Below are 26,290 nucleotides of genomic sequence, written 5' to 3'. Positions count from 1 at the left end.
AACCGGCATGCAAAACCCGCCCTTCATCGTCGTGCGCGCCGCGCAAGCCACACCGCCCAGCGTGGCGGTGCGGATGCGCGGGCTCTCCGACCGCGCCATCGCATGGCTGTTCGTCGGCCCGACGATGCTGCTGCTGCTGGCGATCAACATCTTTCCGCTGATCTGGACGATCAAGCTGTCGTTCACCAACTACCGGGCCAACCGGCCCAACGCAGCCGTGGTCGACGTCGGCATCGACAACTATGTGTCGGTGCTGACCGATCCCGACATCTGGCTGGCGATGCAGGCAACGGCGCACTTTCTCTTCTGGACCATCTTCCTGCAGGTGCTCATTGGCTTCTCACTGGCTTACCTGATCGATCGCAAGTTTCGCGGCCATGGCTTCTGGACCACGATGATCCTGATCCCGATGATGCTGTCGCCCGCAGTGGTTGGCAACTTCTGGGCCTTCCTTTACCAACCGCAGACCGGCTTGTTCAACTACGCCGTCTCGTACCTGTCGGGCGTGCCGGCGTCGTCTTTCGAGATGATCGGCTCCGTCAAGCTTGCGCCCTGGGCCATCGTCATCGTCGACACCTGGATGTGGACGCCCTACGTGATGCTGATCTGCCTTGCGGGTCTGCGCTCCATTCCGGACTACATCTACGAGGCCGCAGAGGTCGACCGCGCCTCCAAGTGGCGTCAGTTCTGGTCGATCACGCTGCCGATGGTGCTGCCCTTCATCATGTTGGCGGTGCTCTTCCGCGGCATCGAGAACTTCAAGATGTTCGACATGGTCAACCTGCTGACCTCGGGCGGGCCCGGCTCGGCGACCGAGCTTGCCTCGATCACGCTCAAGCGCGAGGCTTTCGAGAAATGGCGCACCGGGTATTCGTCGGCCTTCGCCATCATCCTTTTCGTTGCGGTGTTCGGCCTTGCCAACATCTACGTCAAGGCCCTCAACCACGTGAAGAACCGCTGAAGGACGCACATGAGCACCAGCACCAGCATGGGCATCAGCACAGCGCACTCGGTCGTTGAGCCGAGTTCGCGCACACGGCGGGTCGCGGGCGCCGTCGTCGTCCTGTACGCGCTCGTCACGATGATCCCGCTGGTGTGGATCATCCTGACCGGCTTCAAGACGCCGACGGATTCGATCAGCTATCCGCCGAAGATCCTGTTCACGCCTTCGCCGCAGGGCTATTGCAACCTCTTCACGACGCGCTCGCGCCAGACGCCCGAATACATCGCCGCGCTGCCACCGCCGAGCGATGTGTGCGACAAAGTCGCGCGGGGCGACAACATGGTGGTCGCCGGCAGGTCCAACTACATCCCGAGATTCGTCAACTCGCTGATCATCGCCTTCGGCTCGACAGTGCTGTCGGTCGGCATCGGCGTGATGGCGGCCTATGCGTTCTCGCGCTTCAACGTGCCGCTGAAGGACGATCTCCTGTTCTTCATCCTGTCGACGCGGATGATGCCGCCCATCGCGGTGGCGATCCCCATCTTCCTGATGTACCGCGAACTCGGGCTGTCGGACACGCGGCTGGGGATGATCCTGCTCTACAGCGCCGTGAACGTGTCGCTCGCGGTCTGGCTGCTGAAAGGCTTCATCGACGAGATCCCGCGCGAATACGAAGAAGCGGCAATGGTCGACGGCTACACGCGCCTGCAGGCCTTTCGGAAGGTGGTGTTGCCGCAAGCCACCACCGGCATTGTTGCGACGTCGATCTTCTGCTTGATCTTCGCGTGGAACGAATACGCCTTCGCGGTGCTGCTGACTTCGGGCACCGCACAGACGGCGCCGCCTTTCATCCCAATCATCATTGGCGAAGGTGGGCAGGACTGGCCGGCCGTTGCCGCCGGCACCACGCTGTTCCTGGTGCCGATCCTGGTCTTCACGATCCTTCTGCGCAAGCACCTGTTGCGCGGCATCACCTTCGGCGCGGTGCGCAAGTAGGAGTGCACGAATGCCAGACATGCCGACCGCCTCTTCGCTCTCCCCCGCCTCACCCGATCGGCGCCGCTGGCCGCGCTGGCTGCGCCGCGGACCGATGGAAATCGTCGCCTGCCTCGTGATCACCGCCGGGCTCGTGATGATGTTGCAACCGCTGGCAATGGCGCTGTTCACGTGGTCGTTCACCACGACGCTGTTCGGCACCGCGCTGTTCATGGTCGTCTCCAAGTTTCCCGAGTGAGCCATGGCAGAGATACGCGTTCATCAGCTGCATAAAGCCTTCGCCGACTTCACGGCGGTGAAGAACTCCAGCTTCACCGTGCGGGACGGCGATTTCTTCTGCCTCCTCGGCCCATCGGGCTGCGGCAAAACCACCACGCTGCGGATGATCGCGGGCCTCGAGCTGCCGACCTCGGGCCGAATCTTCCTCGGCGACGAAGACGTCAGCTTCAAGCGGGCATCGGCACGCGACATTGCTTTCGTGTTCCAGATGTTCGCCCTCTATCCGCACATGAACGTGCGTCGCAACATCGGTTTTCCGCTGGTGTCGCAAGGCATGGCGCGCGCGGAGGTCCGCCGCGAGGTCGAGAAGGCGGCACGCACGCTGCGCATCACGCATCTTCTGGACAAGCCGGTGTCGCAGTTGTCGAGCGGCGATCGGCAACGCGTGGCACTCGGCCGTGCGATCGTGCGCCAGCCAAAGGCCTTTCTCATGGACGAACCGCTCGGCGCGCTCGATGCCGAATTCCGCGAAGTGATGTGCCAGGAGCTGCGCGCACTGCACGACAGGCTGCACGCCACCACCGTGTATGTCACGCATGACCAGATGGAAGCGATGGCGATGGCCGACGTGATCGCCGTCATGAACGAAGGCGTGATCGAGCAGCTCGGTGCGCCTCTGGAGGTGTATGAGCGGCCCGCGAGTGTCTTCGTCGCGGACTTCATCGGCGCGCCTTCGATGAACTTCCTGCCCTTCGAGGCGGGGCTCGCGAGCGGCGAACAGGCGATCCGCATCGGACCCACGCAGATCGAAGTGCCCACACTGCGTGAAGACGTCGCACCGCGCCCGCTGCTCTGCGGCATACGGCCGGAGCATCTGCGTCTCGAAGATGCTTCGACCTTGCGCGCGGAGGTGCTCGGGACCGAATACCTCGGCACCCGCACCGTCGTCACGCTCGCCACCGCACAAGGCGCCACGGTGCGCGCCAAAGTGGATGTCACGCTGCCGGTCGCGCGCGGCGATCATGTCGGGCTCGCCTTCGACGCATCGGTGATATCGCTCTTCGACGCCGCATCGGGCCGAGCCTTGCGCACCGCCCGCGACGAGACGCCGCAGCGCGGCCGGCAGGGAGCACGCCATGGCTGAGCTTCGCCTCGCCAACGTCGAAAAGCGCTTCGGCGCCGTGCGGGCCATCGAAGGGCTGACGCTCGACATGCCAAGCGGCGAGTTCTTCGTGCTGCTCGGCCCCAGCGGCGCGGGCAAGACCACCACGCTGCGGCTGGTGTCCGGCCTCGAAACGCCGGATGCGGGCCGCATCTCGATCGGCGGGCGCGACGCCACGGCTATCGCGCCAGCGCTGCGCGACGTGGCGTTTGTCTTCCAGCAGTATTCGCTTTATCCGCACCTGAACGTCTATGACAACCTTGCCTTTCCGCTCCGCTCTCCGTTGCGTCCCCTTCCGGAGAACGAAGTGCGCCGCAAGGTGGAGGAAGTGGCTCGAATGCTGCGGATCCACGACAAACTGAAGAACCCGGCGACCCGCCTCTCGGGCGGCCAGATGCAGCGCGTGGCAATCGGGCGCGCCCTGGTACGCAATCCGTCGATCTACCTCATGGACGAGCCGCTGTCGTCACTCGATGCCAAGCTGCGCAACGACCTCCGGCTGGAGCTCAAGCGAATCCAGCAGGACCTGGGCGCCACGATGCTCTATGTGACGCACGACCAGATCGAAGCAATGACCATGGCCACGCGCATCGGCGTTCTCGATGCCGGCGTGCTGGTGCAGGTCGGTACGCCGCAGCAGATCTACGAAAACCCGAGCAGCGTCCACGTGGCCTCCAGGCTGGGTTCGCCGCGCATCAATCTCTTTGCGCGGGCACTGCTGCCGGAGCTCGACGCGCCCCGGCGGGCCGTCACCGTGGGCGTGCGCGCCGAGCATCTGAGATTGCATGGGCAAGCTGCGGGCGCGGCCAGCCGGCCGCACCGCGCCGCGCGCGTCAGGCGCATCGAACGACTGAGCGACCTGCACCTAGTGCACGTCGGACTCGACGACAGTGACCAGGAACTCATCGTCTCCGCAGCCGCGAACGAGAGCTTCGAGCCCGACGACGCGGTGCAGGTCGAGCTGACGCGCCCGCTGTGGTTCGACGCCGAGGGCCGGCGCATCAGCGCATGAATCAAGCAACCATACCTGGAGCACACATGGCCGACATCGACATGATCCGCAACGCGACGCAGACGCTGATCGACCACGTCGATGAACTGACCGCCCTGGACCAGGCGATCGGCGACGGCGACCACGGGCTCAACATGCGGCGGGGCGCGCTCGCCATTCAGGGCAAGCTCGGCGAGCTTGCGGGTCAGTCGCTCAACGAGGCATTGCGCACCATGGGCATGACCTGCATGTCGACCATCGGCGGCTCGTCCGGGCCGGTGTTCGGCACGCTGATGATCACGCTCGGCAAGGAATTGCCCGACCCGCCGACGGCCAGCGCCATGGCCGCCGCACTCGATGCCGGCATCAAGGCCCTGACCCGCCTTGGCAAGGCCGAAGTGGGCCAGAAGACATTGCTCGATGTGCTCGATCCCGTGCAGAAGCTGCTCGCGCAAGGCGGCGGCGACCTGCTCGACCGGGTTCGCGCCTGCGCCTTCGCGAGCGCCGATTCGACCGCCGCGATGGATGCGATCAAGGGGCGGGCATCCTTTCTCGGAGATCGTGCGCTGGGCCATGTCGACCCGGGCTCGCGTTCGGTGGCATTGATCATCGCCGCGATCTGTGACAGCCTGGATTCGCCGGCGCAAACCTCTTCCATTCCGCCTGACCTTTCGCCTGAAAGCGCAACATGAAGAAGCTCATCAACGACGTCGATTCCCTGCTGACCGAATCCCTGGACGGCTTTGCAGCCGCGCATGCGGACATCGTGGCGCTCGGCGAGACCGGGCCTTTCGTGCGCCGTCGCACGCCGAAGCCCGGGAAGGTTGCGCTGATCTCGGGCGGTGGATCGGGCCACGAGCCGCTGCATACGGGCTTCGTCGGACACGGCATGCTCGATGCAGCCTGTCCCGGGCAGGTGTTCACCTCGCCAACCCCCGACCAGATGCTGGCGGCCGCGCAGGCGGTGGACACAGGCGCGGGCGTGCTGTTCATCGTCAAGAACTATTCGGGCGACATGATGAATTTCCAGATGGCCGCGGAGATGGTCGATTGCGACAACGCAACCGTCATCGTCAACGACGACGTTGCGGTCGAAAACTCCACCTACACCACCGGGCGGCGCGGCGTCGCAGGCACATTGATCGTCGAGAAGATCCTCGGCGCCGCGGCCGAGCGGGGCGACAGCCTCGCGGCCCTGAAGGCGCTTGGCGATTCCGTCAACAAGGCCACCGCCTCGATGGGTGTGGCGCTCACGTCCTGCACGGTGCCTGCGGCCGGCAAGCCGACCTTTCAGATAGGGGCGGACGAAATGGAGATGGGCGTCGGCATCCACGGCGAGCCCGGCCGGCGAAGGGTCAGGCTCTCGTCGGCGGACGACATTGCGGCCGAACTCAGCGGCGCAATCCTCAAGGACCTTTCACTCAAGCCTGGACAGCAAGTGCTGCTGCTGGTCAATGGCTTCGGGGGCACACCGCTGATGGAGCTGTATTTGATGGTGAATGCGGTGCGCAAGGTGCTCGACGGCCAGCAGCTCAAGGTCGCGCGCTACCTCACCGGGTCGTATGTGACGTCGCTCGAGATGGCCGGGTGCTCGGTCACCGTGAGCGCCATGGACGAGGCGACGCTGGCGCTCTGGGATGCGCCAGTGCACACGGCAGCGCTCCGCTGGGGCATGTGAGGCGGCTCTGGCGTGCCGACGCGAACGGTCGCTCGCGTCGGCAACTTGCCTGGCTGCTTACCAGCTCACCCCGTAGTAGTCGTTGACGCTGCGGCTGTAGTCAGGCGTGTATTCCGGCGCCTGCGTCTCGGCGTAGCGCGGTGCGCCTTCAAGCTTGGCCTTGTCTAGCGGCACGACATAACCGTCCATCGACGTGTCGTACGTCAGCATGTTCCAAGGCAATGGATAGCGGTCCGTGCCCATGCCGAGAAAGCCACCGAACTCGAGAACGGCATAGCGGACCTGGCCTGAGCGCTTGTCGATCATGATGTCGTCGATGGACCCGAGCTTCTCGCCCGCCTTGTTGTAGACGTTTGTGCCCTCGACGCGCTCGGAAGAGATGACGTCGCTGGTCGATTCAGGGGTCATGAAAGTCTCCTTGGTTGGATGAAAGGGTGAGTTCGGGTATCTCGCGCAGGCGTGCCGAACGACATCGGGGTACATGCCGCACAACTGTAGGCATCCACTGGCCCGATCTGCATAGGCGCTTGTCGTCCTTCCGGGCGGAACGCTCGTCAGGTGCCGTCCGACACGCGGTCGCGTGCTTTCGCTCGTGGCAGCACAGGCGCACAGGACTACAAAGCTCCTTTGACCGCTGACCGGACCACTCCCTTGAACTCCCCCGTGACCTTCGGCGACACCGACGCCTATCTTTTTCGCGAGGGAACGCACTCGCGGCTCTACGAACGGCTGGGCGGCCGACTGGCCGACAAGGAAGAAGACGGCGCCTTCTTTGCCGTGTGGGCGCCGAACGCAAGCTCGGTCGCCGTCATCGGCGACTGGAACCACTGGGACGGCCATGCCGACCCGCTGTCTCCGCGCCCGGACTCCACGGGCGTCTGGCACGGACAGGTGGCAGCCGCGCGGCACGGTCAAGCCTACAAGTACCGCATCCTGTGCAAGTCCGGAAGGGTGATCGAGAAAGCGGACCCGCTCGCGTACTTCGCCGAAACACCGCCGGCAACCGCATCCAGGCTCTGGTCGCTCGACTACACCTGGGCCGACGACGAATGGATGCGCACGCGCGCGGCCCGCAACAGCCTCGACGCGCCGATTTCGATCTACGAAGTGCATGCAGGCTCCTGGCGTCGCGAAGACGGCCGTCCGATGGATTACCGCGCGCTCGCGCATGCACTGGCCGACTACGTCGTCTCGGTCGGCTTCACGCACGTCGAACTGATGCCGATCACGGAGCACCCGTTCTACGGCTCCTGGGGCTACCAGACGACGGGGTACTTCGCGCCGACATCGCGCTACGGCACACCCCAGGACTTCATGTACTTCGTCGACCACCTGCACCAGCGCGGGATCGGCGTCATCCTCGACTGGGTGCCCTCCCACTTCCCGACGGACGCGCACGGGCTCGCCAGCTTTGACGGCACGCATCTCTACGAGCACGCGGATCCGCGCCAGGGCTTTCATCCCGAGTGGAACTCGGCAATCTTCAACTATGGGCGCGACGAGGTTCGCAGCTTCCTCATTTCATCGGCGCTCTTCTGGCTGGCCAGCTATCACATCGACGGCCTGCGGGTGGATGCGGTGGCGTCCATGCTCTACCTGGACTACGCGCGCCAGGGCGGGCAGTGGATTCCCAATCAGCACGGCGGGCGCGAAAACCTCGAAGCAATTGGCTTCCTTCAGGAACTCAATCGCGCGGTGTACCGCGAGCAGCCGGACACTTTCACGATCGCGGAGGAGTCGACCGCATGGCCCAAGGTCTCGCGGCCTACCGACATGGGCGGCCTCGGTTTCGGAATGAAGTGGAACATGGGCTGGATGCACGACACCCTCGCCTATATGCACGAGGATCCGGTGCATCGCCGTTTCCATCACCATCAGCTGACTTTCTCGATGGTCTATGCCTTCAGCGAGAACTTCGTGCTGCCGTTGTCGCACGATGAAGTCGTCTATGGCAAGGGGTCGCTCATCGGCAAGATGCCAGGCGATCCGTGGCGGCAGTTTGCCAACCTGCGCTCGCTCTTTGCCTACATGTGGGCGCATCCGGGCAAGAAGCTGCTGTTCATGGGCGGCGAGTTCGGTCAGCGGCGCGAGTGGACGCATGAAGGGCAGCTCGACTGGGCCTCGCTCGATTCGAGCGAGCACCGGGGCGTTCAGCATCTGGTGGGCGAACTCAATCGTGTCTACCGGGCGGAGCCGGCGCTGCACGAGCTGGATTTCTCCGCGGACGGCTTTCAGTGGCTCGAACCCAACGACAACAAGCAGAGCGTGGTCGCCTTCCTGCGGCGCTCACGCGCGGGCGACTCGGTTCTCGTGGTGTGCAACTTGACACCGGTGCCGCGTCAGAACTACTGTGTCGGCGTGCCTCGGGACGGCACATGGCGGGAGATCCTCAACAGCGATGCCAGTACGTTCGGGGGCTCGGGCTGGGGGAATCTTGGCGCTGTGCAAGCCGCACCGATGCATTCGCACGGACAGAAGTACTCCGTGTGCCTGACGCTGCCGCCGCTTTCCACGCTCTTTTTCAAGGTGCAGTCCGATGCCTAGCGCCCTGCTGTCGCCGCCGCACATGCCCGAACCCGTCGATGCGGCGGACGGCCGGCGCCGCGCTGTGGTCGATGCCGTGCTGCCCGTCGTCGACGGCGGCCGTTTTGCGGTCAAACGCGTCGCGGGCGAGAGCTTTCGCGTCACGGCGCATGTCTTTACCGACGGGCACGATGTGCCCCGCGTGATGCTCCAGTGGTGGAAGGACGGCGACGCCTCGCGCCACGAGCTGCCGATGAAGCTGCGCTACAACGACGAGTGGCATGCCGACTTCACGCCGCCCATGCCCGGGCGCTACTTCTACACGGTGGCCGCTTGGGTCGACGCGTTCGAATCGTGGCGGCACGAGCTCGTTCGCCGTGTGGATCCGGAAGACATCCGCATTGCCGCGCGCACCGGAGCGCTCGAGATTTCCGGAGCGGCAGGCCGAGCGAACGGCGATGACCGTCAGGCGCTTGCGAAATGGGCGCGCGCACTTGACGAACGCGCCAACAACCCGGGCGTGAATGCGAACGAGCTCAAGGCGCTCGCGCTCGATGACGAACTGGCCGCCATTGCCACGCGCAATCCCGATCGCAGCCTGGAGGCCCGCTTCGCGGCGGAACTGCCGCTCGTGGCGGATCGCGAGCGCGCCCGCTTCAGCACCTGGTACGAGCTCTTTCCCCGCTCGGCCTCGGACACGCCGGGCGCGCACGGCACCTTTCGTGACGTCGAGAAGCGCCTTCCGCTGGTCGCGTCGATGGGCTTCGACGTGCTGTACTTCCCGCCGATCCATCCAATTGGCCGCTTGCAACGCAAGGGCCGCAACAATGCGCTGGCGACCGAGCCCGGCGACGTCGGCAGTCCATGGGCCATTGGTGCCGCTGAAGGCGGGCACAAGGACATCCTGCCCGCGCTCGGCACGGCGGAAGATTTCCGGCGCCTCGTGGCCAAGGCGGCGGAGATGGGCATCGACGTGGCCATGGACATCGCCTTTCAGTGCGCGCCGGACCATCCCTACGTGAAGGCGCATCCGACATGGTTTCGATGGCGGCCCGACAACACTGTGCAGTATGCGGAGAACCCGCCGAAGAAGTACCAGGACATCTATCCCTTTCACTTCGAGAGCCCGGATTGGCGGGGGCTCTGGAGTGAGCTCAAGTCGGTGCTGGACCACTGGATCGCGCAGGGCGTCACCGTGTTTCGCGTCGACAACCCGCACACCAAGGCCTTCGGGTTCTGGGAATGGGCGATCACGGAGGTCAAGCGCGAGCACCCGGAGGTGATCTTCCTGGCCGAGGCCTTCACGCGGCCGAAGGTGATGCATCGGCTCGCCAAGCTAGGGTTCACGCAGTCGTACACCTACTTCACTTGGCGCAATACGAAGCAAGAGCTGACCGAGTATTTCACCGAGCTCACACGCGGCCCCGGCAAGGACTACTTCAGGCCGAACGTGTGGCCCAACACGCCCGACATCCTTCACGCCGCACTCCAGACGGGCGAGGAAGCCGTTTTCAAGTCGCGGCTGGTGCTCGCTGCCACGCTGTCGGCAAACTACGGCATCTATGGCCCGGCTTTCGATTTGATGGAATACAAGCCGCGCGAGCCTTCGAGCGAGGAATACCTCGACTCCGAGAAATACCAGTTGCGCGACTGGGACTGGAGCCCCGACCGCGGCCTGCGCCCTTTCATTGCGCGCGTCAATCAGATCCGCCATACCAACGCACCCTTGCAGGCCGACGAGAGCCTGCGGTTTCTGGACATCGACAACGACCAGTTGATCGCCTACATGAAGGCCACGCCGGACGGCTCGCACGTCGTAGTGACGGTGGTGAACCTCGATCCGCACAACGTGCAGGCCGGCTGGGTCAATCTCGATCCCGCGCTCGTCGGCGTGGAGGGCGACAAGCCTTTCCAGATGCACGACCTCCTGAGTGACCAGCGATTCACGTGGCGCGGCGCATGGCACTACATCCTGCTCGATCCGAACCGGTTGCCCGCACACATCCTCGCGGTGCGGCGGCGGGTGCGCGACGAGCGCGATTTCGATTACTTCCAATAGGCGCCCATGAACGCCCCGCTGCCGACACTCGTCCTCGAAACCACCGAGATCGACACCTCCGGCGATCCGACCTGGTACCGCGATGCGGTCATCTATCAGCTCAACGTCAAAGCCTTTCTGGACTCCAATGCCGACGGCGTCGGCGACTTCAAGGGCGTGGCCAGCAAGCTCGACTACGTGAAGGACCTGGGCGTCAACACCATCTGGCTGATGCCCTTCTATCCTTCGCCGCTGCGCGATGACGGCTACGACATTGCCGAATACGAAGACGTGCATCCGCAATACGGCTCGCTGCAGGACTTCCGCGACATGCTGGAAGAGGCGCACAAGCGCGAGTTGCGCGTGATCATCGAACTGGTCATCAACCACACGTCGAGCGAACACCCGTGGTTCAAGGCCGCGCGCACGGCGCCGCCCGGATCGCGAGAGCGCAACTTCTACGTCTGGAGCGACACCGACACGCTCTATGCGGGCACCCGCATCATCTTCACCGACACCGAGAAGTCCAACTGGACGTGGGATCCAGTCGCCAAGGCGTATTACTGGCATCGGTTCTTCAGCCATCAGCCCGACCTCAACTTCGACAACCCCCAGGTGCTCGAAGCGGTGTTTCGAACCATGCGCTTCTGGCTGGACATGGGGGTGGACGGCTTCCGGCTGGATGCCATCCCCTATCTCATCGAGCGCGACGGCACGACCAACGAGAACCTGCCCGAGACGCACGAAGTCATCAAGAAGCTGCGCGCAGCCATCGATGCCAACTACAAGAACCGCTTCCTGCTGGCCGAAGCCAACATGTGGCCGGAGGACGTGCGGGGCTACTTCGGCGAAGGCGACGAATGCCACATGGCGTATCACTTCCCGTTGATGCCGCGCATGTACATGGCCATCGCGCAGGAAGACCGCGACCCCATCGTCGAGATCCTGCAGCAGACGCCCGATATTCCCGAGAACTGCCAATGGGCCATCTTCCTGCGCAACCATGACGAGCTGACGCTGGAGATGGTGACCAACCGCGAGCGCGACTACATGTACACGACTTACGCCGCGGACATGCAGGCGCGCATCAACCTCGGCATTCGCCGACGGCTCGCACCGTTGATGGACAACGACAAGGACCGCATCAAGCTGATGAACAGCATGCTGCTGTCGATGCCGGGGTCGCCCATCATCTACTACGGCGACGAGATCGGCATGGGCGACAACGTCTTCGTCGGCGATCGCAACGGCGTTCGGACGCCCATGCAATGGAGCCCGGACCGCAATGCAGGCTTCTCGCGCGCGGATCCGCAGCGCCTGTACCTGCCGCCAATCATGGATGCGATGTACGGCTACGAGGCCGTCAACGTCGAAGCGCAGTTGCGCGACAAAAGCTCACTGCTGCACTGGACGCGCCGGATGCTCGCGGTGCGCAAGACGAGCCGGGCCTTCGGGCGCGGGCGCCGCACGTTCCTCAAGCCGGGCAATCGAAAGATCCTCGCCTACATCAGCGAACATGACGACGACGTGATCCTGTCGGTGTTCAACCTGTCGCGCGCGGCGCAGCCGGTCGAACTGGATCTCTCGGCGTTCAAGGGCCGGGTGCCTGTCGAGATGCTGGGCCGCACATCGTTTCCGCCGATCGGCGAACTGCCCTATCTGCTCACGTTGACGTCGCATGGCTTCTATTGGTTCAGGCTCGCCGAGGAGGCCCCCATGCCAAGCTGGCACCAGGAAGGTGTCGCCCTTCTCGACCGCCCCGTGCTGGTGCTCTTCGACGGCTGGACCAGCATCTTCAGGGACCGCGTGGTGCCCTGGCGCATCGGCTTTGCCGACCGGCTGAGCCGGCAGATCGAGACTGACACGCTGCCGCCGCACATCGAAGCCCAGCGCTGGTATGCCACCAAGGGTTCGCACATCGAGCGCGCCGCGTTTCGCGACCAGGCAGTCTGGAACATCGACGGCTACAGCTGGATGCTGCCGCTGCTGGCTCTGCAAGGACCGCCCGGCGGTGCCACCTACTTCATGCCGCTGGCTCTCGCGTGGGAAGACCGCGACGAAGAGCGCATGAAATCGCTGCAGCAGGCCGCCATCGCAAAGGTGCGGCAGCAGGCGAACGTCGGCGTCATGGGCGATGCCTTCTTCGACGAGGCGTTCTGCCGCCAAGTCGTTCGCGCCATCGTGCATGAAACGCGGCTTCGCACCGACCACGGCGAGCTTCACTTCCGGCCCACATCGCTGGGGCGGGAGTTTCCCGCTGAAGTCATCGATACGCTGCCCGTGAGTCCGCCCAGCCCGGTCAGCAGCAACACGGTGGTCACGCTCGGCGAGACGCTGTTCCTGAAGGGCTACCGTCAACTGCGCGCGGGCGTCAATCCTGAATTGGAAATGGGCCGCTTCCTCACGGAAGAAGCCGGTTTCGTGCATGGGGTTCCGATTGCCGGCGCGCTCGAATACCTGGGCGAGGACGGCACGGTCATGACGCTCGCGCTGCTGCAGGCCTACGTGCCGAACCAGGGCGACGGATGGGAATACACGCTGGCGTACCTCGAACGTGTGTTGGGCGAACTGCGTGATACCGACGGCGCAACCACGCCGGAGCTGCACGGCGCATTTCTCGCGCTGATCCGCATCCTCGGCGCCCGCACGGCCGAACTGCACAATGCGCTCGCCAAGCGCACTGGCAACGCCGCCTTCGAACCGGTGCCGATGGCGGATGCCGACCTTCAAAAGATCCGCGAAACCGTGCGCTCCGAGGCCGCGGGCACACTCAGGCAGCTCGGCGAATTCGTGCGCACCACGCTGCCCGCCAGCGCGCAGGACGACGCGACGAGACTGCTCGGCATGGGCAAGGCGGTCGATACCTTCGTGGATGGCGTGTATCTTGCAGGCAAGACAGCGTGGCGAACGCGATTCCATGGCGACTATCACCTCGGACAGGTGCTGCTGACGCGAAACGATTTCGTAATCATCGATTTCGAAGGCGAACCCGCACGACCCATCGAAGAGCGCCGCACCAAGCAATCGCCGCTGCGCGATGTCGCCGGCATGCTGCGCTCCTTCAACTACGCGCGCTGGAGCGCATTGCGCCGCGCTGCCCAGAATGCCGAGGAGCTGGTGCGCCTGGACGCCGCGGCGCGCGCCTGGGAGGGCGAGACGCGAGCCGCATTTCTTTCCGGCTACCAGGAGGTCCTGGCCCCGGAGTCGGGTCCGGTCGACAGGCAGCTTCTCGAACTCTTCGAGCTGGAGAAGGCGTTCTACGAACTGCGCTACGAACTGAACAACCGGATCGACTGGGTGCCCGTTCCGTTGCAGGGAATCCTCGCATTGCTTGAACGAACGGCCGTTCGCTGAGCGCGGACACACACATCACCCGGAGCACGTCCATGGAAAGCCTCTCCATTCATCTCGAGCCGTTGCGCGCCTTCCTGTTCCAGATCGGCGCGTACTTCCCCCGGCTGCTCTTTGCGGTGCTGGCGGTCGCCGTCGGCTGGCTGCTGGCCAAGGCGGCGCGCTTCACCGTGGTGCGCGGCCTGCATGCGTTGAACTTCCACGTGCTCACCGAGCGCTCCGGCATCGACGACTTTCTCCGCAAGGGCGGCATGGTGCAGGACTCGACCGTCGTCTTCGGTGCGCTGGCCTACTGGCTGGTCATACTGATTTCGCTGGTCGTTGCCTTCAACGGGCTCGGGCTCACTTATGCGGCCGACATGCTCGGGCGCGTGATGTGGTTCGTGCCCAATGTGTTCGTCGCGCTGCTGATCCTGGTCTTCGGCGCCTTCTTCGCGAAGTACGTGGGGGACGGAATCAGTGCCTACAGCCGCAACGCCGGCATGCAGGATGCGCAACTGCTCGGCAAGCTGGCGCAATACGCGATCCTGCTTTTCGTGGTGCTCATCGCGCTCGACCAGATCAAGGTCGGTGGCGATATCGTCCGGCAGAGTTTCCTGATCATCCTCGCCGGCGTGGTGTTCGCACTGGCACTGGCGTTCGGGCTCGCGGGCAAGGATTGGGCCGCACGCCGCATCGAGGAGTGGTGGCCGCGCGATCGGCCTCCGCCGCGGCCCGTCGTGCGCGAAACGACCACCCGTGATTTTCCCGGAGCGAACCGCCCGACCGCCGCGTGGCCGCCCCGAACAGACCGTGATCGGCCCCACCCGTGACCAAACGCAATCACGTAGCCCTGACCGCGGTCTGGCCAGGGCGTCCCTACCCGCTTGGCGCAACCTGGGATGGCCAGGGCGTGAACTTCGCGATCTTCTCCAAGCACGCGGAAAAGGCGGAGTTGTGCATCTTCGACGACAAGGGGCGGCATGAGCGCCAGCGCATCGTGCTGCGCGAGCGCACCAACGACGTTTGGCATTGCTATCTCCCAGAGGCTCGGCCGGGCATGGCCTATGGCTATCGCATCCACGGGCGCTACAAGCCCGAAGAAGGCCATCGCTTCAATCCCAACAAGCTGCTGCTCGACCCGTATGCGAAGGACCTGATCGGCGAACTGCGCTGGAGCGACGCCCTCTACGGCTACTCGGTCGGCAGCAAGCGCCAGGATCTGTCGTTCGACCGCCGCGACAGCGCGGCCTTCATGCCCAAGAGCCGCGTGCTCGAAACCGCATTCACCTGGGGCGAAGACCGCCGGCCCGAGGTTCCTTGGCAGGACATGGTCATCTACGAAATGCACGTGCGCGGCTTCACGATGCAGCATCCCGCCATTCCGGAGCACCTGCGCGGCACGTATGCGGCACTGGGGTGTTCGCCGGTCATCGACTACCTGCAGCGCCTGGGCGTGACCACCATCGAGCTGCTGCCGGTGCACGCGTTCATCAACGATCGCCATCTTGCCGACAAGGGCCTTCAGAACTACTGGGGCTACAACACGCTCGGCTACTTCGCGCCGGAAGTGCGCTACAGCGCCTCGGGCAAGGTGAAAGAATTCAAGACCATGGTCAAGACCCTGCACTCGGCAGGCATCGAGGTGATCCTCGACGTGGTCTACAACCACACGTGCGAAGGCAACCACCTGGGGCCGACGCTCTCGATGCGCGGCGTGGACAACATGTCCTACTACATCGCCAATGGCGCGCAGCCGCGCTACTACGACGACTTCACCGGCTGCGGCAACACCGTCAATCTGGAGCAGCCGCGCGCGCTGCAGCTCGTCATGGACTCACTGCGCTATTGGGCCGAGGAAATGCACGTGGACGGCTTTCGCTTCGACCTTGCGTCGGCACTCGCCCGCGAGGCAGGCAAGGTCGAGAACCTGGGCGGGTTCTTCGATGCGATCCGCCAGGACCCGACGCTCAACCAGGTCAAGCTGATCGCCGAGCCCTGGGACCTGGGGCATGGCGGCTACCAGGTCGGCAACTTTCCGCCGGGCTGGGCCGAATGGAATGACCGCTACCGCGACGGCATCCGCGGCTGGTGGAAAGGCGATGCGGGCGTGGCCGGCGAAGCCGCACACCGGCTCTCGGGCTCGCAGGATCTCTACGGCTGGTCCGGCAAGGGGCCGCACGCGAGCATCAACTTCGTCACGGCGCACGACGGCTTCACGCTGCACGACCTCGTCTCCTACAACGACAAGCACAACGAGGCCAACGGTGAAGACAACCGCGACGGCAACAACAACAATCTGTCGTGGAACTGCGGCGCCGAGGGCCCGACGGACGACCCTGAAGTCCTCGCGCTGCGCGAACGCCAGAAGCGCAACATCCTCGCGACGCTGCTGCTGTCGCAAGGCGTGCCGATGCTGCTTGCGGGCGACGAGCGCGGCAACACGCAACACGGCAACAACAACGCCTATTGCCAGGACAACGAGTTGTCGTGGCTCGATTGGACCCCTTCTCCGGAAGCCGATTCCCTGCGCGATTTCGTCGCGCTGCTGATTCGCACGCGCCGCATGCATCCATCGTTTCGCCGACGCAGCTTCTTTCGGGGACAGCCCGTTGGCGATGGCCAGCAGAAGGACGTCGTCTGGGTCAAGCCCGATGGCGATGAAATGGCGCCGGCCGACTGGGGCGAGCACGTGCGCTGCCTGGGCATGATGTTCTCGGGCGCGGGCATCATCGACGTGGGGCCGCGCGGCGAATCCCAGCGCGACGACGATTTCCTGCTGCTGCTCAACGCCTACCACGAGCCCCTGCCCTTTACGCTGCCGCCGCGTCCGGGAGCAACCTGGACACGCGTGATCGATACGGCGCGCGAGAGCGCCCTCTCGATGACGCTCGACGAGCCGGCCTATCCATTGCAGGACCGGTCGCTCGCGCTACTGCGGCATACGAGGACCGCGATATGAAACACCAGCATTCGATGCCTTTCGGCGCGGAGGTGTGCCGGGACGGCGTCCGCTTCAAGCTCTGGGCGCCCGATGTTCCAAAGGTCGTCCTCGAATGGTCCAAAGGCGGAGACTGGCGTGAAGCTCCAATGCAGCGCGATGCCGACGGCTGGCACGAACACACGGCGGCGGAGGCCGCTGCCGGCGATCGCTACCGCTACCGCCTGCCCGACGGCCTGCGCGTTCCCGACCCCGCTTCACGCCGCAACCCCGACGACGTCCACGGCCCGAGCGAGGTGATCGACCCGGAGGCCTACACGTGGCGCGACGACGCCTGGACAGGCCGCCCGTGGCAGGAAGCGGTCATCTATGAAATGCACCTCGGCGCGTTCACCCAGGAGGGCACTTTCGAAGCGGCAAGACAGAGGCTTCCGGCGCTGGCCGAACTCGGCATCACTGCCATTGAATTGATGCCGATTGCTGATTTCCCCGGCCGCCGCAACTGGGGCTACGACGGCGTGCTCCCCTACGCGCCCGACACCAGCTATGGCACGCCCGAGCAGCTCAAGGCCTTCGTGGACACTGCCCATGAACTCGGCTTGATGGTGCTGATCGACGTGGTCTACAACCATTTCGGGCCGGAGGGCAACTACCTGCATGCCTACTGCCCCCAGTTCTTCAATGCGGCCCACCAGACGCCGTGGGGTCCGGCGATCAACTTCGACGGACCCGATTCGCGCACCGTGCGCGACTTCTTCGTGCACAACGCACTGTACTGGGTCGAGGAATATCGATTCGACGGCCTGCGCATGGATGCGGTCCATGCCATTCGCGACGACTCGACGCCGCCCATCGTCGAAGAGGTCTGCGCCGCGCTGCAGCAAGGCCCGGGGCGGCAACGGCAAGTGCACGTGGTGCTCGAAAACGACCTGAACCAGGCCCATCGGCTCACGCGCGATGACCAGGGCAAGCCGATTGCCGCCACCGCACAGTGGAACGACGACCTGCACCACGCCGCGCATGTCCTGCTGACGGGCGAGACCGATGGCTATTACGCGGACTATGCGCAGCATCCGCTCGAGAAGTTCGGGCTGGCGCTTGCGCAGGGCTTTGTCTACGCAGGCCAGCCGTCCGCGTTTCGCGGAGGCGAGCCTCGCGGAGAGCCTTGCGACCATCTGCCGCCTGGCGCATTCGTATCGTTTTTGCAGACCCACGACCAGATCGGCAATCGCGCGCTGGGTGAGCGCATCGACGTCCTTGCCGCGCCGGACCTGCTTCGCGCCGCCCGAACCTGCGTGCTGCTTTCGCCGCACACGCCGATGTTGTTCATGGGAGAGGAATACGGCGCGCACACGCCCTTCCTTTATTTTTGCGATTTCGGCCCGGAGCTTGCTGCCGCGGTATCGGCCGGGCGGCGCGAGGAATTCGGGCGCTTCGCAGCTTTTGCGGACGAGAAGGCGCGCCTGAGGATTCCTGATCCCAATGGCATGGAGGCGTTTACCGCATCCAAACTCGATGACGCCGAACGCGCGCAGCCTGAGCACGCCAAGGAACTCCAACACACGCGCGCGGTGCTTGCCGTGCGCCATGCCGAGCTTGCGCCGCGCTTCGGCCATGGAACTCAACTGGTGCAATGGTCGGTCGAAGGCGATGCGCTTCGGCTGGTGTGGTCACTGGGCAAAGGCCTCAACGGAAACGCCCAGCCATCGCTTCTGCACCTCGTTGCGAACTTCGGGACCACGGACGCTCAGGTGGCATGGCCGCCCGGCCGCGTCATCTATAGGCTGCCCGCAACCCAGGAGGCCGCAAGCGAGGCCCAGCTTCCGCTCGTGCCTGGCGGTGTCTGCGCATCGATCGAGGAGTTGCCGGATGGCTGAACCCGGCTTCACGGACGACGAGGTCTCGAGCATCCGGCGCTTGTGCGAGCGCTACCGCATCGCGCCTGAATTCGAAGACGCATTCGGCAACCGCCATTCAGTGTCGAACGAAGGGTTGGCGGCGCTGTTGCTCGACGCAGGCTTCGTCGAGCGCGAGCCGCGGGCCGATTTCAGCGCAGCCGACGCGGCCGCTGAACGCGCCACATGGCAGCGTGCGTTGCCGCCGACGTTGATTGTTGCTTCGGGCTCGCAGTCATTGTTCGTCTCCGACGTGAGGCTGCCGACCTCGACAGGGCGCATCGAATGGCGGCTGGTCGACGAGCAAGGTGCCGTGCATGAAGGCGCGGCAGAGACGAGGGATCTGCACGCGGCGCAGCATGCCGACATAGCCGGCATCGCCTATGCACGCTACGAGCTTTCGATTCCGCTGGCGCTGCCCGACGGCTATCACCGCCTGAGCCTCGGTGGCCTGCAGAGCGAATGCCTGGTGATCTGCGCGCCTGCGCAGTGTCATCGTCCGCAGATTCTCGAAGAGGGTCGTGCCTGGGGATTCACCCTCCAGCTCTACGGGCTCCGTTCCGCGCGCAACTGGGGGATCGGCGATTTCAGTGACCTGAAGGACTTCGTCGCGCGGGCCGCACACGCAGGCGCCGAGTTCGTGGGACTCAATCCGCTTCATGCGCTCTTTCCGCACGACCCGGCTCGCACGAGCCCCTACAGCCCTTCGTCGCGGTCGCAGCTCAACGTGCTCTACATCGACGTGGAAGCGGTGCCGGATTTCGCCGACTGTGCCGGCGCCCGGCAAAGGGTCCGGTCGCCTGCGTTCCAGTCGCGCCTCGCGGAACTGCGCGACGCATCGCTCGTCGATTACGCCGGCGTTGCGGCGCTGAAGCACGAAGTGCTGGCGATGCTCCACAGCCGCTTCGGCGAACGCGATGACGGCGACCCGGAGGCGCAGGCCTTCGCGCGATTTTGTGAACAGGGCGGAGAGGCATTGCGCCAGCACGCGCTGTTCGAAGCCCTGCAGGCGCACTTCCACGCTGCGGATGCGAACGTCTGGGGCTGGCCCGTGTGGCCTGAGCCCTACCGCGATCCGGCCTCGCCGGCCGTGGCGGACTTCGCAAGAGAGCACGGCGCTGAAGTCGGCTACTTCGAATACCTCCAGTGGCAGGCTGCGCGGCAGCTTCAGGCGGTCGGAGCGCAGTGTGCCGTATCGGGCAAGGCCATCGGCCTCTATCTCGACCTCGCTGTATCGGCCGATCGAAGCGGGTCGGACGCCTGGCGCCATCAGCAAAGCTTTGCACGCGACGTTCGCGTCGGCGCGCCGCCCGATGCCTTCAACCTCGAAGGCCAGAACTGGGGCTTGCCGCCGCTGCGGCCCGACCGCTTGCGCGAGGGAGGCTACAAGCCCTTCATCGAAGCGCTGCGCGCCAACATGCACGAGGCCGGCGCCATTCGCATCGACCACGTGATGATCCTGATGCGCCTTTTCTGGATCCCCGCCGACGGCGCCGCGCGCGATGGCGCCTACGTGAGCTATCCGGTCGAAGAGCTCTTCGCGGTGCTTGCACTGGAGAGCCAGCGCCACCGCTGCCTGGTGATCGGCGAAGACCTCGGCACGGTGCCCGAGGCCATGCGCGAGACGCTGCGCCGCTTCGGCGTGCTGTCGTATCGGGTGCTCTACTTCGAGCAGGAAAGCGACGGCGCATTTCGCACACCGGCGGACTATCCGCGCGACGCGATCGCGGCCGTCAGCACGCACGATCTCGCGACGCTGGCAGGCTGGTGGTCGGCGCACGATCTCCAGACGCGCTTCGAACTCGGCCTGATCGCCGACCGGGAGACCCTGGCGCACCAGACGCTGGAGCGCGCCCATTCGCGCGCGCGCCTCAAAGAGGCGATGCAACGCCACGCACCCGAACTCGCTGCCAGCCTGAGCACGGCGTCGGGCAATGGACCGCTGGATTCCGGCGGTATCACCGCCGTGCACGCCTTTCTTGCCGGCGCCCCATCGAAGCTCATGGCGCTTCAGCTCGAAGATGCGCTGGGCAGCGTGGAGCAGGCGAATCTGCCGGGCACCGTCGACGAGCATCCAAACTGGCGCCGCAAGTACGGCCCCACTGTCGAGGCGCTCTGGCGGGAGGCCGGCGTCCAAAAGATCTGCGCCGCACTCTCGCAAGCCCGCCCGCTCGCCCGCGAACGCCCTGCGGAGACTTCGAACCTGCCGCTGCGCGTGCCGCGCGCCACCTACCGGCTGCAGTTGCACAGCGGGTTCACCTTCGACGACGCGGCGCGCATCGTTCCGTATCTCTCGAAGCTGGGCGTGAGCCACGTCTATTGCTCGCCGATTCACCGGGCGCGGCCCGGCAGCATGCATGGCTATGACGTGGTCGCGCACGATGAGATCAATCCCGAACTCGGCGGCATGCCTGCATTCGAACGCTTCACGCGTGTGCTCAAGGACCACGGGATGGGGCAGCTCATCGACCTCGTCCCCAATCACATGGGCGTGCTCGGCACGGACAACCGCTGGTGGATGGACGTGCTCGAAAACGGAACGGCCTCGCCATACGCATCGCACTTCGACATTCAATGGGAGGCGCTGGCGCCGGGGCTGACCGGCAAGGTGCTGCTGCCGGTACTGGGCGATCACTATGGCGCGGTGCTGGAGCGTGGTGAACTCCAGTTGCGCTGGGAGCCGGCCAAAGGGGCGTTCGGCGTTTGCTACTTCGATCACTTCTTTCCGCTGGCGCCGCAGACCTTCTCGCTCATCCTCGACCGCGCCGCGACGCGCGTCCACGACCCGAAGGCCGCGGCACTGCTGGGTGCCATCGCGGAGTCATCGCGCGAAATGCCCTCGGTGTCTGGCGAGGACGCCGATGCTGTCGCCCGGCGCGCAAGGGACAAGAAGGTCCTCGCGGACCGACTCGCCGCACTGGAGTCCGAAACCCCCGCCGCCGCGCGGGCCGTGGATGCAGCAGTGCATGCGCTCAACGGCCACGACCAGCGCCAGGCCATGCACGAGTTGCTGGAGGTACAGTCGTATCGGCTCGCTCATTGGCGCACAGCGGCGGACGAGATCAACTACCGCCGCTTCTTCGACGTGAACGAACTCGCGGCGCTTCGCACGGAGCGCGTGGAAGTGTTCGAAGCGACGCACGCGCTCGCCCTGAACCTTGCGGCGCGCGGCTGGGTCGACGGATTGCGCATCGACCATCCCGATGGCCTGCAAGACCCCGCCTGCTATTTCGATCGGCTGCAGGATGGTTTCGTGGCGCGCGTCGGGAAGAAGTCCCGCGGCCGGGACGCCAACGGCCGGCCCGAGTGCCCACTCTACGTGGTCGCCGAGAAGATCGCCGCGCCGCACGAAGACGTGCCGGTGTCCTGGGCCATCCACGGCACGACAGGCTATCGCTTTGCGAACCTGGCGAACGCCGTGCTCGTCGATCATCGGGCGGCGAATCGCCTGACGCGGATCTGGCGCGGCTTCACGGGCATGCACGAACGCTACGAAGACGTGGTGTATTTCGCCAAGCGTGAAGTCGCCCACGGCACACTCGCCTCCGATCTCGAAGTCTTGGCCAATGCATTGCTCGACATCGGCAAGAGCCACCACCGGACTCGCGACCACACGCTCAACACCTTGCGGGAGGCCATTGCCACCGTGGCCGCCTGCATGACCGTCTATCGCACCTACAACGCCGAGGAAGCGAGCGCACAGGACCTGCGCTACATCGACCAGGCCATCGATGCCGCCCGCGAGCGATTGCAATTGCCGGACCCATCGGTGTTCGGGTTCCTGCGCGATGCGCTGCTCGGTCTGCCGCCCGACGGACGGGAATCACCACTGCGCACCGCGGCAGTGCGGTTTGCGAGACGGTTTCAGCAGTTCACCGCACCCGTCGCGGCCAAGGGCGTGGAAGACACGGCCTTCTACCGCTACTTTCCGCTGAGCGCAGTCAATGAAGTGGGCGGAGAGCCGAACCAGATCGGCGTGCCGGTCGCGGAGTTTCATGTGGCCAGCGACGACCGGCGAAAGCGTTGGCCGCACACGATGCTGGCAACCTCCACGCACGACAACAAGCGCTCCGAAGACGTTCGGCTGCGCATCGACGTGCTGTCGGAATGCCCCGGTCTCTGGCGGCTCGCGCTGCGAAGGTGGCGGGCGTTGAACGCCCCGCTGCGCGGCAGCGTGACGCCGGTGCACGAGTACCTGCTCTACCAGACGCTGCTTGGGACCCTGCCGGCGGCGAAGGCCAACGCAGCCGACCACGAAGCCTACATGGCGCGCATCGTCCGCTACATGGTGAAGGCGGCACGCGAAGGCAAGGCCGCGACGAGTTGGACCCGTCCGGACACTGCCTATGAAGAAGCGCTGGAAAGCTTCGTTCGTGGAATCCTTGCGCAAGACGCGCGCAAGGACTTCCTCGCCGATCTGCAACACGGAGTGGCCGCACTGGACCGGTACGGTGCGCTCAACGACATCAGCCTGACGCTGCTGAAGTTCAGCTCGCCGGGGGTGCCCGACATTTACCAGGGCTGCGAGCTCATCGACCGCAGCCTCGTGGATCCGGACAACCGGCGTCCGGTCGACTACGAGGACCGCCAGCGCCGGCTGCAAGAACTCGAAGCGCTCGCCCAGGGCGGCGATCTGGAGACGGCGGTGCGGGGCCTCGCAGAATCGGCAGCCGATGGGCGCGCCAAGCACTGGCTGACTTGGCGACTTCTCGGCTTGCGCGCGCGTGAACCCGACCTGCTCAGCGAAGGCAGTTATGTGCCGCTCGAAATCCGCGGCACGCAGTCACACCACCTGATCGGCTTCCTGCGCTGCCACGAAGGCCGCGTTGCCATCTCGCTCACGGTGCGCCTCTTTGCTTCGTTGAACGAGTGGGGCCGTCCGCGCTTTCCGGGCCCGACCGCGGTGCCGCCAGCCGAAGCATGGGGCGATACGCGGGTCGTCCTGCCTCCGGAGATCGACACGCTTTTGTTCGAAGACTGCATCACAGGCGCCCGGCACACCTTGGGCGCTGGTGAGCACGCGGCCTCGGCATTGCTCCGGGCTTTTCCAGGCGCGCTGCTCGTCGGCGGATAGCTCTCAGTGCGCAGGAACCAGGAAGTCCTGGCTGATCCGCCAGCCGAGTTCATTCACCCGGTCGAGGAACTGCGTCAAGTACGCGTGCAGACCAGTCGCAAGAATCTCATCGACCGTTGCGTACTGCAGGTCCGCCAGCAGCTTGCCCGCGCGGCGCTGGGTCTCGGAGCTCTGCTCGTTCTTCACCTTGTCCAGGTTGCTCACCACCTCATGCAGGCTCGCATGCAGTGAACGCGGCATGTCCGCACGCAGGATCAGCAGTTCGGCCACGCGTTCGGGCTTGATCACGTCGCGGTAAACCTTGCGATAGACCTCGAAAGCCGAGACGCTGCGCAGGATCGCGCTCCAGTGATAGAAGTCGTATTCCTGGTCTTCCTCGGTGGCGGTGCCGAAGAACTCGCTGTTGAGCGCGTGAAACTTCACGTCGACCAGCCTTGCGGTGTTGTCGGCGCGTTCGATGAAGGTGCCCAGGCGCGAGAAGTAGAAGGCCTCGTCCTGCAGCATGGTGCCCAGCGTCACGCCGCGTGAAAGATGCGAGCGGAACTTGACCCATTCGAAGAACTGCGCCGGATCGCGCTCGAACTCCCTGTTGCGCAGCATGCGATTGACTTCGAGCCAGGTGGTGTTCTGCGTTTCCCAGGCTTCGGTGGTGAGCGCGCCGCGCACCGCACGGGCGTTCTCGCGCGCCCCGCGCAGGCACGAGAGGATGGACGATGGATTCGACTCGTCCTTGACCATGAACTCCATGACCTCGTCGGGTTTGAAGCCCTCGTGCTTCTCGTTGTAGAGCGGCAGCAGTTCGCTGATCGACAGAAGGCCCTGCCAACCGTACTTGGCGACTTCGGCAGATTGCGGCAGCAGCGATGTCTGGTAGTTGACGTCCAGCATGCGCGCGGTGTTCTCGGCGCGCTCGGTGTAGCGGGACATCCAGTAGAGGTGATCGGCGGTGCGTGACAACATGATCTGAAGGGCTCCGTTGATCAGGACGACTGCGTCTGGGTTTGCGTTTTGGTTTGCGTTTGCGCCGCTCCGGCCCGGGCGGCGCCGTTGCGGTCCGCTTCGAGAATCCAGGTGTCCTTGGTGCCGCCGCCCTGCGACGAGTTGACGACCAGCGAGCCCTCCTTGAGAGCCACCCGCGTGAGGCCGCCCGGCACCATCTGCACTTCCTTGGCCGACAGCACGAAGGGCCGCAGGTCGATGTGGCGCGGCGCGATGCCCGATTCAACGAAAGTCGGCGAGCTCGAAAGGCTCAGCGTCGGCTGGGCAATGTAGCCGTCGGGCTTTGCGAGCACCGCCTTCTTGAAGTCTTCGATCTCGGCCTGCGTCGCAGCGGGCCCGATGAGCATCCCGTAGCCACCCGCGCCATGAACTTCCTTGACCACGAGGTCCTTCATGTTGGCGAGCGTGTAGTCGAGGTCGTCCTTGTTGCGGCACATGTAGGTGGGCACGTTCTTCAGGATCGGCTTTTCGCCGAGGTAGAACTCGACCATCTTCGGGACGTAGGGGTAGATCGACTTGTCGTCCGCCACGCCGGTGCCCACCGCGTTGCAGATGACGACGTTGCCTTCGCGGTAGGCGCGCATCAGGCCGGGGCAGCCGAGCGTGGACGTGGACCTGAAGACTTCGGGATCGAGGAAATCGTCGTCCACCCGGCGGTAGATGACGTCGACGCGCTTGGGGCCGCGCGTGGTGCGCATGTAGACGAAGTCGTCCTTGACGAAGAGGTCCTGCCCCTCGACCAGCTCGATGCCCATCTGCTGCGCGAGGAAGGCGTGTTCGAAATAGGCGCTGTTGTACATGCCCGGGGTGAGCACCACGACCGTCGGCTCGGCCGTTGCGGGCGGCGCGGAGGCGCGCAGCGTTTCGAGCAGAAGGTCAGGGTAATGCGCCACCGGCGCGATGCGGTTCTGGCTGAACAACTCCGGAAAAAGCCGCATCATCATCTTGCGGTTTTCCAGCATGTAGCTCACGCCGCTGGGTACGCGGAGGTTGTCTTCGAGCACGTAGTACTCGCCGTTGCCCGCCGAGTCGGGCGCTCGCACGATGTCGATGCCGGAGATGTGGGAGTAGATGTCGTTCGGCACCTTCACGCCGGCCATTTCGGGGCGGTATTGCGCGTTGTTCAGGATCTGCTCGGCCGGAATGACGCCGGCCTTGATGATTTCCTGGCCGTGGTAGACGTCATGGATGAAGCGGTTGAGCGCTGTCACGCGCTGCACCAGGCCCTTTTCCATCGAGGCCCACTCGTGGGCGGGGATGATGCGCGGGAGCAGGTCGAATGGGATCAACCGCTCGGTGCCAGAGCCGTCCTCGTCCTTCGCGCCATAGACGGCAAAGGTGATCCCGACCCGGCGGAAGATCATTTCCGCCTCCTCGCGCCGCGATCGCATCACCTCTGCGGGCTGCTTCGCGAGCCATTGGTCGTATCGCTTGTAGTGGCTCCTGACGGCAGCGCCGTTGTAGGGCAGCTGCTCATACATCTCGTCGAATTTGTGCATGG

The 26,290-nt window shown here is 64.9% G+C and carries 17 protein-coding genes; 14 read left to right on the top strand and 3 right to left on the bottom strand.

Annotated elements, in window-relative coordinates; translation table 11 throughout:
* Positions 1–7: 7 nt before the first annotated feature.
* The 7 genes from AC1DMA_RS12925 to dhaK are packed head-to-tail and all read left to right on the top strand — an operon-like array spanning position 8 to position 5,989.
* The gene (locus tag AC1DMA_RS12925) at positions 8–961 is read left to right on the top strand and encodes a carbohydrate ABC transporter permease (protein WP_478123774.1); all 954 of its coding nucleotides are present in this window, start codon (positions 8–10) and stop codon (positions 959–961) included.
* 9 nt (positions 962–970) lie between these two features.
* Complete coding sequence (locus tag AC1DMA_RS12920) at positions 971–1,939, top strand: carbohydrate ABC transporter permease (protein ID WP_478123775.1); 969 nt, start codon at positions 971–973, stop codon at positions 1,937–1,939.
* Positions 1,940–1,949: 10 nt separating this feature from the next.
* The gene (locus tag AC1DMA_RS12915) at positions 1,950–2,177 is read left to right on the top strand and encodes a hypothetical protein (protein ID WP_478123776.1); all 228 of its coding nucleotides are present in this window, start codon (positions 1,950–1,952) and stop codon (positions 2,175–2,177) included.
* Positions 2,178–2,180: 3 nt separating this feature from the next.
* A complete protein-coding gene (locus AC1DMA_RS12910) occupies positions 2,181–3,302 on the top strand; it encodes an ABC transporter ATP-binding protein (protein WP_478123777.1) in 1,122 nt (373 codons plus the stop codon).
* On the top strand, positions 3,295–4,332 hold the full coding sequence (locus AC1DMA_RS12905; RefSeq protein WP_478144427.1) for an ABC transporter ATP-binding protein: 1,038 nt from the start codon (positions 3,295–3,297) through the stop codon (positions 4,330–4,332). Before AC1DMA_RS12910 ends, AC1DMA_RS12905 begins: the two co-directional genes overlap by 8 nt.
* Before the next feature lie 26 nt (positions 4,333–4,358).
* Complete coding sequence (gene dhaL, locus AC1DMA_RS12900; protein WP_478144426.1) at positions 4,359–5,003, top strand: dihydroxyacetone kinase subunit DhaL; 645 nt, start codon at positions 4,359–4,361, stop codon at positions 5,001–5,003.
* The gene (dhaK, locus tag AC1DMA_RS12895) at positions 5,000–5,989 is read left to right on the top strand and encodes a dihydroxyacetone kinase subunit DhaK (RefSeq protein WP_478123780.1); all 990 of its coding nucleotides are present in this window, start codon (positions 5,000–5,002) and stop codon (positions 5,987–5,989) included. Before dhaL ends, dhaK begins: the two co-directional genes overlap by 4 nt.
* Positions 5,990–6,046: 57 nt before the next feature.
* Here the strand turns inward: dhaK and AC1DMA_RS12890 are convergent, their stop codons facing one another.
* On the bottom strand, positions 6,047–6,397 hold the full coding sequence (locus AC1DMA_RS12890) for a PRC-barrel domain-containing protein (RefSeq protein WP_478123781.1): 351 nt from the start codon (positions 6,395–6,397) through the stop codon (positions 6,047–6,049).
* Between the two features lie 219 nt (positions 6,398–6,616).
* Here AC1DMA_RS12890 and glgB point away from each other — a divergent pair, with 219 nt between their 5' ends.
* From glgB to treY, 7 genes are read left to right on the top strand one after another with little or no spacing between them, the layout of a single operon-like run.
* A complete protein-coding gene (gene glgB / locus AC1DMA_RS12885; RefSeq protein ID WP_478144425.1) occupies positions 6,617–8,533 on the top strand; it encodes a 1,4-alpha-glucan branching protein GlgB in 1,917 nt (638 codons plus the stop codon).
* Positions 8,526–10,571, top strand: coding sequence for an alpha-1,4-glucan--maltose-1-phosphate maltosyltransferase (locus AC1DMA_RS12880; RefSeq protein ID WP_478144424.1), 2,046 nt, complete (start codon positions 8,526–8,528; stop codon positions 10,569–10,571). Before glgB ends, AC1DMA_RS12880 begins: the two co-directional genes overlap by 8 nt.
* Before the next feature lie 6 nt (positions 10,572–10,577).
* Complete coding sequence (gene treS / locus AC1DMA_RS12875) at positions 10,578–13,904, top strand: maltose alpha-D-glucosyltransferase (protein ID WP_478144423.1); 3,327 nt, start codon at positions 10,578–10,580, stop codon at positions 13,902–13,904.
* A gap of 32 nt (positions 13,905–13,936) precedes the next feature.
* Complete coding sequence (locus AC1DMA_RS12870; protein ID WP_478123785.1) at positions 13,937–14,713, top strand: mechanosensitive ion channel family protein; 777 nt, start codon at positions 13,937–13,939, stop codon at positions 14,711–14,713.
* Entirely contained in the window at positions 14,710–16,842 is a 2,133-nt protein-coding gene (gene glgX, locus AC1DMA_RS12865) for a glycogen debranching protein GlgX (protein ID WP_478144422.1), read from the top strand. The genes AC1DMA_RS12870 and glgX overlap by 4 nt, the downstream gene beginning before the upstream one ends.
* Entirely contained in the window at positions 16,839–18,698 is a 1,860-nt protein-coding gene (treZ, locus tag AC1DMA_RS12860) for a malto-oligosyltrehalose trehalohydrolase (RefSeq protein WP_478144421.1), read from the top strand. The genes glgX and treZ overlap by 4 nt, the downstream gene beginning before the upstream one ends.
* Positions 18,691–23,790 carry a malto-oligosyltrehalose synthase gene (gene treY, locus AC1DMA_RS12855; protein WP_478144420.1) on the top strand — a complete coding sequence of 1,700 codons (5,100 nt, stop codon included), beginning with the start codon at positions 18,691–18,693 and terminating at the stop codon, positions 23,788–23,790. Before treZ ends, treY begins: the two co-directional genes overlap by 8 nt.
* Positions 23,791–23,793: 3 nt before the next feature.
* Here the strand turns inward: treY and AC1DMA_RS12850 are convergent, their stop codons facing one another.
* Both AC1DMA_RS12850 and AC1DMA_RS12845 read right to left on the bottom strand, forming a co-directional pair.
* Positions 23,794–24,750, bottom strand: a complete 957-nt coding sequence (locus AC1DMA_RS12850; RefSeq protein ID WP_478144419.1) for an alpha-E domain-containing protein — start codon at positions 24,748–24,750, stop codon at positions 23,794–23,796.
* Positions 24,751–24,770: 20 nt separating this feature from the next.
* A complete protein-coding gene (locus AC1DMA_RS12845) occupies positions 24,771–26,288 on the bottom strand; it encodes a circularly permuted type 2 ATP-grasp protein (RefSeq protein WP_478123790.1) in 1,518 nt (505 codons plus the stop codon).
* Between the last annotated feature and the right edge of the window lie 2 nt (positions 26,289–26,290).

The sequence above is a fragment of the Variovorax sp. 05N34 genome, assembly GCF_056397405.1.
This window is presented reverse-complemented; position numbering and strand designations above follow the sequence as displayed.